The organism is uncultured Corynebacterium sp. (assembly GCF_902782855.1).
In the GTDB taxonomy this organism is placed as follows: Bacteria; Actinomycetota; Actinomycetes; order Mycobacteriales; family Mycobacteriaceae; genus Corynebacterium.
Window position 1 is genome coordinate 1 of the sequence record NZ_CACZOO010000051.1, and the last position, 9,673, is coordinate 9,673.

Consider the following 9,673-nt stretch of genomic DNA (forward strand, 5'->3'; position numbering starts at 1 on the left):
TCCCGAAGTGGAAGACGATCGTGAAGATCGTGCTGCCCACCGCCCTCTCCGGCATCGTCACCGGCATCATGCTCGCCGTGGCACGCATCATGGGCGAATCCGCCCCGGTGCTGATCCTCGTCGGCGCCACCCCGGTGATCAACTGGAATGTGCTGGAGGGCAACCAGAACTCACTGCCGCTGTTCATGTTGGAGATGTACAAGCTGCAGTCCAACGACCAGGTGCTCTCGCGCCTGTGGGGCGCGGCGCTCACCCTGGTGCTCCTCATCGCCGTACTGAACCTCGCCGCCCGGTTCGTCTCCCACCGCTACTCCGTCAAGACCAGCTAGCAACAACCACCGGCACCACCCACCGGAAACACCCACGAGAAGGAACGCATCATGGCCAAACGACTCGACCTGCGGGACGTCAACATCTTCTACGGTGACTTCCACGCCGTGCAGAACGTGGACCTGCAGGTCCCGCCCCGGTCCGTCACCGCTTTCATCGGCCCATCCGGCTGCGGCAAGTCCACCGTGCTGCGCTCCCTGAACCGGATGCACGAGGTCATCCCCGGCGCCTACGTCGACGGAGAGATCCTGCTCGACGGGGAGAACATCTACGACCGCCGGATCGACCCGGTCGCGGTGCGCAACACCATCGGCATGGTCTTCCAGAAGGCCAACCCCTTCCCGACGATGTCCATCGAGGAGAACGTCGTCGCCGGCCTGAGGCTGGCGGGAGTGAAGAACAAGAGGAAGCTCAGCGAGGTCGCCGAGAAGTCGCTGCGGGCGGCGAACCTCTGGGAAGAGGTCAAGGACCGCCTCGACAAGCCCGGCGGGGGACTGTCGGGTGGTCAGCAGCAGCGTCTGTGCATCGCCCGCGCCATCGCGGTGGAGCCCGAGGTGCTGCTCATGGACGAGCCCTGCTCCGCCCTGGACCCCATCTCGACCCTGGCGGTGGAGGACCTCATCCACGAGCTGAAGGAGGAGTTCACCATCGTCATCGTCACGCACAACATGCAGCAGGCGGCGCGGGTCTCCGACCAGACCGCGTTCTTCTCGCTGGAGGCGGCGGGACGCCCCGGCCAGCTCGTCGAGGTCGGCCCGACCAAGAAGATCTTCGAGTCTCCGGAGCGACAGGAGACCGAGGACTACATCTCCGGACGTTTCGGCTGACCGGGGCCGGGGGAGGGGGACCACGGGGCCGTCGCCGGGGGCCGTGGCTGACCGGCGTGGGGTGCCGACAACGCCCGCCACCCCCGTTCTGTTTTCGTGCCACACTTGAGGCGTCGAAAGGAACAGGTGACATGACGACAGTGGAACCGGCACAGGCCGTGCACATCGTGCTCATGGGGGTCAGCGGCAGCGGTAAGGCCGCTCTGGCGGAGGAGCTGGTGCGCCGCACCGGTTTCACCGGGGCGACCGCCGAGGAACTGCAGCCCGCGGACGTCCGCGTGAAGATGGCGGACGGGAGGTTCGTCTCCCCGGACGACCGGCTCCCCTGGGCGTACGCCATCCGTGACTGGCTCACCGACCAGGCCCGTCAGGGCCACTCCACCGTCGTGGTGAGCCTCGGCCTGGGACGGCGGGCGCGCGACATCTTCCGCGAGGCGGAGGGTTTCGTCTTCTTCGTCCACGTCGAGGGGACCCACGACGTCATCCGGGAGCGGATCCGTCAGCAGACCGGACGGGTGCCCGACGGGGACGGCGAGGAGGTACTGCGCCGCCAGTACGCCGAACTCGAGCGGCTGCGCGCCGATGAACCCGGTATCCGGGTGGACGCCACCCGTGGACCGGGGGTCCTGGCGGAGGCGGCGCTGGCCGCACTGTCGGTGGCGCGACGGGCCGGGGTGGACTAGAAGGCGTCGGAGCCGTAGCGGCGCCGGATCTCATCGAACTGCTCCCGCATCGTCTCCTGCTGTTCGGCACTGCGCTGGGTGGTCTCGTACTCGGCCGGCTGCTTGCCGGTCGCCAGGTAGACCACCCGGGTGCCGATGTTCACGGCATGGTCCGAGTACCGCTCGAAGTAGCGGGAGAGCAGGGTGACGTCCACCGCCGCGGACACCGGCCACGGCCAGTCCCGCTTCGTCGTGAGCTGGAACATGTGCTCGTGGAGGTCGTCGACCGCGTCATCGTCGAGGGCGAGCTCCATCGCCTTCTCGGGATCGTAGGTGACCAGGACATCGTGGAGTTTCGCACCGATCTCGTCGACCAGCCGTGCCATCTCCCGGAAGTACGGCTCCACCGGTTCCGGGAGAGTGTGGTCGGGGTGGTGCCGTCGCGCGAGCCGGGCGATGTGGACCGCCAGGCTCGCCATCCGGGCGAGGTCCTCGACGATGTAGGTGCCCGAGACGACCTGACGGAGGTCACGGGCGACCGGGCCTTCGAGGGCGAGCAGCTCGAACGAGGTCTGCTCGGCCCCCTTGCGGAGATCCTCGACCCCGTCGATCGAGCTGAGGACGTTCTCCGCGGTCTCGATGTCCGCCTCGAAGAGGGCCGTGCAGGCCTGGGACATCATTGTGCGGACCCGGTCAGACATCACAGCGAGGTCGTGGGCGAAAGTCCGCATCTGTTCCTGGTACACAGTGCGCATGGCGGACAGTCTACGTGTGTCTGACGGTCCGGGCCTGTTCTGCGCGCAGTCTTCATCCTGCGTTCATGTAGGGGACGCCTATCGTGGGGTGTCCCCATGGATTGTGCACCGATACGTGCCTGCTGCGGAGCGGGCCGCGGTCATCCGGTGCTAGCCACCGTTGTTCGCGGCGTCGCCCATGTCCTCGGCGACGCCGCCGAGGTCCTCCCACGGATCGTCGAGCCAGTTGTGGGGCAGTGAGACCTTGCCGGGTGAACCTCGGCGGCCACGGGCGCCGTCGGCGTCGGCGGCGGTGGCCCCGGAGTCCCAGATTGGATCGAGGACGTCCCGCAGGTCGGCGAGACTGTTGATCGAGCCGAGCCGGCGACGCATCTCCCCGCCGGCGGGGAATCCGCGCAGGTACCAGGCGACATGCTTGCGGATGTCGCGGCTGGCGTGCTTCTCACCGTCATGTTCGGCCAGCAGTTCGGCGTGACGCGCGATGATGTGCGCCACCTCGCCGAGTGTCGGCTCCGCCGGAATTTCCTTGCCCCGCAGATGGGCGGAGAGCTCGGCGAACAACCACGGGCGCCCCAGGCAGCCGCGTCCCACGACGACGCCGTCGCAGCCGGTCTGCTCCATCATCGCCGCGGCGTCCGAGGCCCGGAAGATGTCGCCGTTGCCCAGTACCGGGACCCCGGTACCGTCCATGTGCCTGACCAACCTGGCGATCTCGCCCCAGTCGGCGGCACCGGAGTACCGCTGCGCGGCGGTGCGGCCGTGCAGGGTGACGGCAGCGGCCCCCTGGTCCGCGGCGATGCGTCCGGCGTCGAGGTGGGTGTGGTGCTCATCGTCGATGCCGACGCGGAACTTCACGGTGACGGGGACGGCGTCCGGACCGGAGCCGCGTCCGGCGTCCGCCACGCCCCTGACCGCCGCGCCGACGACCGCCGCGAAGAGGCGTCGCTTGTAGGGCAGTGCCGAGCCACCGCCCCGCCGGGTCACCTTGGGGACCGGGCAGCCGAAGTTCATGTCGATGTGGTCGGCGCGGTCCTCCTCGGCGAGCATCCGCGCCGCCCTGTACGTGTACTCCGGGTCGGTGGTGTAGAGCTGCAGACTCCGGGGTGACTCATCGGGGCCGAATGTCGTCATGTGGAGGGTCTTCGGATTGCGTTCGACGAGGGCGCGGGCGGTGATCATCTCACAGACGTAGAGGCCGGAGGCTGACCCGGTGCGCTGCCTCTCCTGCTCCCTGCAGAGGGTGCGGAAGGCGACGTTGGTGACCCCGGCCATGGGCGCCAGGACCACCGGGGACGCCAGTTCGAGTGGCCCGATGGTCAGGGCGGGAGAGGATGTCGGCCCCGTGGTTGCTGCAGTCACCGTCCGATTCTCACACCGGGGGCGTGACCGGTGCAATTCCGCGTCGCGGTGAGCTCCGGTCAGACCTCCCGGAGGTTGTGGACAACGCGGGTGTAGCGGGCGGGGGTGATGTGTGGTACCTCATTTTCCAGTGACTTCAACGGCATAACTAGGGTGGGGTGGAACCTGTCACAGCCGGCGGGAGTTCGGCGGAAAACGCCGCCGGAGAGCCGACGATGCGGTAGGGCGTCACCAGCTGCCATACTTGGGCGGCCGGGAGAGTGTTCGATCAGTAAACAAAGATCCACACAGAGATCACTACAAGGAGAGTCAGTGTCAGAGCGCATCAGGAACCAGGCCCTGAAGTCCAAGGTCATGTCCGCCGACGAGGCGGTCCAGTTCATCAACAACGGTGACATGATCGGGACCTCCGGTTTCACCGGTGCCGGCTACCCCAAGGGGATGCCCGCCGCCATCGCCGCCAAGGCGACGGCGGCCCATGACCGCGGTGACGAGTGGGCCGTGAAGATTCTCACCGGCGCCTCCACCGCCCCGGAGAATGACGGCGTCCTCGCCGACGCGGACGCCGTGAGCTTCCGCTCCCCGTTCAACACCGACCCCAGGATGCGGGCCAAGATCAACGAGGGCAAGGTCAAGTACACCGACATCCACCTCTCCGAGATCGGCATGTATGTCCAGGAGGGCTTCTTCGGCCACATGGACGTCGCCATCGTCGAGGCCGTCGCCATCCGTGAGGACGGCTCGATCGTCCCGTCCTCCGCTGTCGGCAACAACATCGAGTACATGGACGCCGCCGACCGGATCATCATCGAGATCAATGAGTGGCAGGCTGCCGAGCTCGAGGGTATGCACGACATCTACCGCATGCCGATGCCGGGATCCCGCGTCCCGCTGCCGATCGTCGACCCCGGTGACCGCATCGGCGGCACCTCCATCGACATCGACACCTCCAAGGTCGCCGCGGTGGTCTTCACCGACGGTCCGGACCGTAACGCCCCCTTCAAACCGGTCGACGAGACCTCCAGGGCCATCGCCGGTCACCTCCTCGACTTCCTCGAAGGTGAGGTCGAGGCAGGTCGGCTCGCCTACGACCGCCTGGTGCTGCAGAACGGTGTCGGCAACGTCCCCAACGCCGTTCTCGCAGGCCTGCTGGACTCGAAGTTCGAGAACATCACCGCGTACACCGAGGTGATCCAGGACGGCATGCTCGACCTCATCGACGCGGGAAAGATGACGATGGCGTCCGCCACATCCTTCTGCCTGTCGCTGGACGCCGCGCACCGGATGAACGACGACGCCACCCGGTACAAGAACCACATCATCCTGCGCCCGCAGCAGATCTCCAACCACCCGGAGGTCATCCGCCGGCTGGCCCCGATCGGCATCAACGGCATGATCGAGGCAGACATCTACGGCAACGTGAACTCCACCAATGTCGCCGGTTCCAAGATGATGAACGGTATCGGCGGTTCGGGTGACTTCACCCGCAACGCCTACATCTCCTCGTTCGTCACCCCCTCGGTGGCCAAGGGCGGCGCCATATCCGCCATCGTGCCCTTCGCCTCCCACGTCGACCACGCCGAGCACGACGTCAAGCTCATCGTCACCGAGCAGGGCTACGCGGACCTGCGTGGGCTGTGCCCGCGTGACCGTGTGAAGAAGATGATCGCCGTCGCCGCGCCGGAGTACCGGCCGCTGCTGGAGGAGTACGTGGAGTTCGCCTCCAGGTCCAGGGCCCAGCACACCCCGCACGACCTCACCCGCGCCTTCGAGTTCCACACCCGTTTCCTGGAGACCGGCTCCATGATGAAGTAGTTCCGGCCTTCGCCCGGCCACCGTTCCCTGGTGACGGGGGGCGGGAGACCCGCCGACGCACACCGCGTCCGGCGGGTCTTTTCGCGTCCTGCGGGGGAGAGTTGAGGGAGGGGAGCGGAGCGCACCACCCCCGAATGGAGTCAATCCGGAAAGTATGTTTCTCAATCCATATAATGGCTGTCACGTTGGTGGACGCAACGTGATGTCCATCACCGGATACGGTGACCACCGAACCCCCACCTGAGGAGAAAACACACAATGTCAGACAGGATCGCCCACGCGGGGCTGCGCGCGAAGGTCATGTCCGCCGATGAGGCCGCCACATTCGTCAACGACGGTGACCTCGTCGGCATGTCGGGTTTCACCGGCGCCGGCTACCCGAAGGTGCTGCCGACCGCGATCGCCAAGCGGGCCAAGGAGTTCCACGACCGCGGTGACAGTTTCGCGATCCGGCTGCTCACCGGTGCCTCCACCTCCGCCGAACTCGACGGAGAGCTCGCCGAGGCGGACGCCGTCAGCTTCCGCGCCCCGTACCAGTCCGATCCGGTCATGCGCGAGAAGATCAACGCGGGAAAGCTGAAGTACGCGGACATCCACCTATCCCACCTGGGCATGATGGTCCAGGAGGGGTTCTTCGGGAAGATGGACGTCGCCATCGTCGAGGTCACCAGGATCCTCGAGGACGGCCGCATCGTCCCCTCGTCCTCGGTCGGTAACAACGTCGAGTACCTCGACGCCGCCGAGAAGATCATCCTCGGTGTGAACTCCTGGCAGTCCGAGGAGCTGGAGGGCATGCACGACATCTACCGCATCCCGCTGCCCGGCCACCGCCAGCCCATCCCGATCACCGGTGTCGGTGACCGCATCGGTTCCCCCTACATTGACATCGACGCGTCGAAGGTCGTCGCCGTCGTCGAGACCGACTCCCCCGACCGCAACGCCCCCTTCAAACCGCTGGACGACACCTCGAAGGCGATCGCCGGCCACTTCCTCGACTTCCTCGAGGGTGAGGTTTCCGCCGGCCGCCTGTCCTACGACCGGTACATCATGCAGTCCGGCGTCGGAAACGTACCGAACGCCGTGATGGCGGGACTGCTGGACTCGAAGTTCGAGAACATCACCGCGTACACCGAGGTGATCCAGGACGGGCTGATCGATCTCATCGACGCGGGCAAGATGACCGTCGCGTCCGCCACGTCCTTCTCCCTGTCCCCGGAGTACGCGGAACGGATGAACCGGGACGCGGCGAAGTACCGCGACTCGATCATTCTGCGCCCGCAGCAGGTCTCCAACCACCCCGAGGTCATCCGCCGGCTCGGTCTCATCGCCACCAACGGCATGATCGAGGCCGACATCTACGGCAACATCAACTCCACCAACGTCATCGGCTCCCGTGTGATGAACGGCATCGGTGGTTCGGGTGACTTCACCCGTAACGCGTACATCTCCTCCTTCATCAGCCCGGCGGTTGCGAAGGGTGGCGCGCTGTCGGCCATCGTGCCCTACGTGACCCACACCGACCACACTGAGCACGACGTCATGGTGGTCATCACCGAGTACGGTTACGCCGATCTACGGGGCCTGGCCCCGCGTGACCGTGCCGAGAAGATGATCGCCATCGCCGCGCCGGAGTACCGGCCGCTGCTGCAGGAGTACGTCGACCGGGCGGGGCAGGGTGAGTTCCTCCAGACCCCGCATGAGCTGGCCCACGTCTTCGACTTCCAGAAGCGGTTCGTGGAGACGGGCTCGATGCTGAAGTAGGGCACGCGTTTCAGCGTCCGAGGCACCCCGGCGGACGGAAGACCACGGTGCGGCTGCCGTGGCGCCCGGGGGTCGGGGAGGAATGCTCCGCTGCGGCTGGCGGAACATTTCCCCGGGGTGGACGCACATCTGTGGTGGGGTGTGCGCTACACTCTCCATCGACAGTGGCACGGGCCTTTAGCTCAGTTGGTAGAGCTACGGACTTTTAATCCGCAGGTCGTGGGTTCGAGCCCCACAGGGCCCACCAGTCAGTCCAGCTCAGAGGGCATCTCCCGCTTCGTCGGGAGGTGCCCTCCGGCATGTGTGTCGTCCTCCGGAACGGTCTCATCAACGGGGGTGTCGTCCTCCTTGAACGCAGAGCGGAAGGCTCTGGCGCCACGGGAGAAGCGGTTGCTCACCTTGGCAGCCTCGGCGATGGCGGCATCCCGGGCCTCGCCGACAGCTGCCCGCCAGCGACGTGCGGCCACATGGCGTTGTTCATCAGTCACCCCCAGACTCTCCTGGAAATCGATCACGCTCGCCGCCAGCTGGTTGCTTGAACGGACCACTCGACCGGACGGCAGCGGGTGCAGAAGCACCTTGGTGTTGGCACGTTCGGCCGCTGCCGTGATGCGGTCCATGAGGGAGACCGTCACCTCGGATACCTGGGCCCGTCGGTTCTCCCGGGCGGTCTGCAACGCCCGACGCTGGAGCTCAAGGTCTCCGGGACCGGTCTCGGCCATCCGGTCGAGCTCGAGGCTGTCCGACTGGTCCTGGAGCTGGATGCACCGTGCGAGGACGGTCAGCCAGTCCCTGACCTCGGCGCCTACGCCGGAGATCAACTTCGCCAGGTCACCGAGATCCCGCTCCCCGTCAATCCGGTCGGCGATGTCCGAGAGCTGCTGGAGCGCGTACCGCCGGGCACCCGCGATGACGCTCGCCGCGTTCTGGACCTTCGACCAGCTGGTCTCCGAGACGTATCCGACCGCATCACGCACGGTGACCGCGTCGTCGATCACGTCACCTACCCCGTACAGCCTCGAGACGACGGTGGTCGTCTGGTTCCGCAGGAGGTCGTCGACCTTCCTGTCGATGGAGGCGAGGAACTCGGTGATCTCCTCGATGGTCTGCTGCATGGCCATCTGGTTCATCATCGAGGCTGCAGTGGCCAACCCCGCAGGGGTCGCGAGGGTGGCAGCACCGACAGCTGGTCCTGTGACGAACTGCAGGGTCTCGGCGATCGTCCCGTCGGCTGCCCGCAGGGTCGCGTGGAGATTCCCCGTGGTCGAGTTCGTCACCATGGGGAACCGCTTCACTGCTGCGGCGGACTCCCCGGTGAGCTTCATCCACCGGCCGGAACTCTCAGCGATGTCCGATCCGGCCTGCAACAACCCGGATGCTCCGGTCATGCGTGAGCCGAGGTCCCGGACTGGGGTCTTGCCTGTGAGGCCGAGCGTGTCGCAGAACCGTTCAACCAGCCCTGGTTCGCCGATCACCGCGAGTCCGTCATCATCCTGGATGAGCTGGATCTCTCCGGAGTTTGTCGGGGTGCCGGTTATCGGTGCTCCTGGTGTGGTGGGGGCTGGTCTGCCTGAGGTCAGTCTACGCAGTGAGCCGACACCCTCCTTCGCCGCTCGAACAGGGATCCGGTGGTCTCGCCGAGGGGTCCGGTTCCAAGTGGGGCTGTGCCGGACTGGTGCCGCGCCACGAGGTTTGTCCCAGTGTCATCAAAGAACTGCGCAGAAGGAGGTTGAACCGTAATTCTCCGGTGACGCCCGGGCTGACCAGATGGCTCTGGGACGAAACCTGTGGCGTCGCCGGGGGAGAGGCCACTGTGGCAGCCCCGCGCGGTCGGATAACCCCGTCCGGGGTTGGAATCCCACAGTGTCACGTGGGACTGTTCGGTGTTCACTGCTACCCTCGGGGGCATCTTCAACGGTGACAGTGGACCACCGGCGCGAGACGGTGCGCACAGACGACAGCAGCGACAGCAGTGAGGACGCACATGGTGGACCTGACAGGACGTCCTGTCTACTTCGTCTCCGACAGCACCGGAATCACCGCGGAAACCCTCGGAAACGCGCTGCTCGCGCAGTTCCCGGGCTTCGACTGGCGCCGGCGCCACCTCCCGTTCATCGACTCGGTGGACGCCGCCCGCCGCGCCGTCGCCAGGATCACCGAGGAA

Annotated in this window: 9 protein-coding genes and 1 tRNA gene; 7 read left to right on the forward strand and 3 right to left on the reverse strand. The window is 66.4% G+C overall.

From position 1 onward, the window contains the following. The 3 genes from QZV72_RS02210 to QZV72_RS02220 form a co-directional block, all read left to right on the forward strand. A partial coding sequence (locus tag QZV72_RS02210) for an ABC transporter permease subunit (protein WP_297004690.1) occupies positions 1–329 on the forward strand: 329 nt, incomplete at its 5' end. Positions 330–380: 51 nt separating this feature from the next. Further along, positions 381–1,157 (forward strand): phosphate ABC transporter ATP-binding protein PstB, encoded by a 777-nt coding sequence (gene pstB / locus QZV72_RS02215; protein ID WP_297004693.1) that lies wholly within the window; start codon positions 381–383, stop codon positions 1,155–1,157. A 131-nt stretch (positions 1,158–1,288) separates the two neighbouring features. Next, positions 1,289–1,840: an AAA family ATPase gene (locus tag QZV72_RS02220; RefSeq protein WP_297004696.1), complete on the forward strand. Its 552-nt coding sequence runs from the start codon at positions 1,289–1,291 to the stop codon at positions 1,838–1,840. Here QZV72_RS02220 and phoU read toward each other — a convergent pair. After that, a complete protein-coding gene (gene phoU, locus QZV72_RS02225; protein ID WP_297004699.1) occupies positions 1,837–2,574 on the reverse strand; it encodes a phosphate signaling complex protein PhoU in 738 nt (245 codons plus the stop codon). The genes QZV72_RS02220 and phoU overlap by 4 nt on opposite strands. 150 nt (positions 2,575–2,724) lie before the next feature. Further along, positions 2,725–3,933 carry a tRNA dihydrouridine synthase DusB gene (gene dusB / locus QZV72_RS02230; RefSeq protein ID WP_297004702.1) on the reverse strand — a complete coding sequence of 403 codons (1,209 nt, stop codon included), beginning with the start codon at positions 3,931–3,933 and terminating at the stop codon, positions 2,725–2,727. Between the two features lie 312 nt (positions 3,934–4,245). Between dusB and QZV72_RS02235 the strand changes: the two genes are divergently transcribed. The 3 genes from QZV72_RS02235 to QZV72_RS02245 all read left to right on the forward strand — a co-directional run bounded on the left by QZV72_RS02235 (position 4,246) and on the right by QZV72_RS02245 (position 7,756). Continuing rightward, positions 4,246–5,748, forward strand: a complete 1,503-nt coding sequence (locus QZV72_RS02235) for a succinate CoA transferase (RefSeq protein WP_297004705.1) — start codon at positions 4,246–4,248, stop codon at positions 5,746–5,748. Positions 5,749–6,006: 258 nt separating this feature from the next. Next, a complete protein-coding gene (locus tag QZV72_RS02240) occupies positions 6,007–7,509 on the forward strand; it encodes an acetyl-CoA hydrolase/transferase family protein (protein ID WP_297004708.1) in 1,503 nt (500 codons plus the stop codon). Positions 7,510–7,680: 171 nt separating this feature from the next. Beyond that, a tRNA-Lys gene (locus QZV72_RS02245) sits at positions 7,681–7,756 on the forward strand. A gap of 1 nt (position 7,757) precedes the next feature. Here QZV72_RS02245 and QZV72_RS02250 read toward each other — a convergent pair. Beyond that, positions 7,758–8,897, reverse strand: a complete 1,140-nt coding sequence (locus QZV72_RS02250; protein ID WP_297004710.1) for a hypothetical protein — start codon at positions 8,895–8,897, stop codon at positions 7,758–7,760. Between the two features lie 596 nt (positions 8,898–9,493). Between QZV72_RS02250 and QZV72_RS02255 the strand changes: the two genes are divergently transcribed. Next, positions 9,494–9,673: kinase/pyrophosphorylase (locus QZV72_RS02255; RefSeq protein WP_297004713.1), on the forward strand; the 180-nt coding region annotated here is incomplete at its 3' end.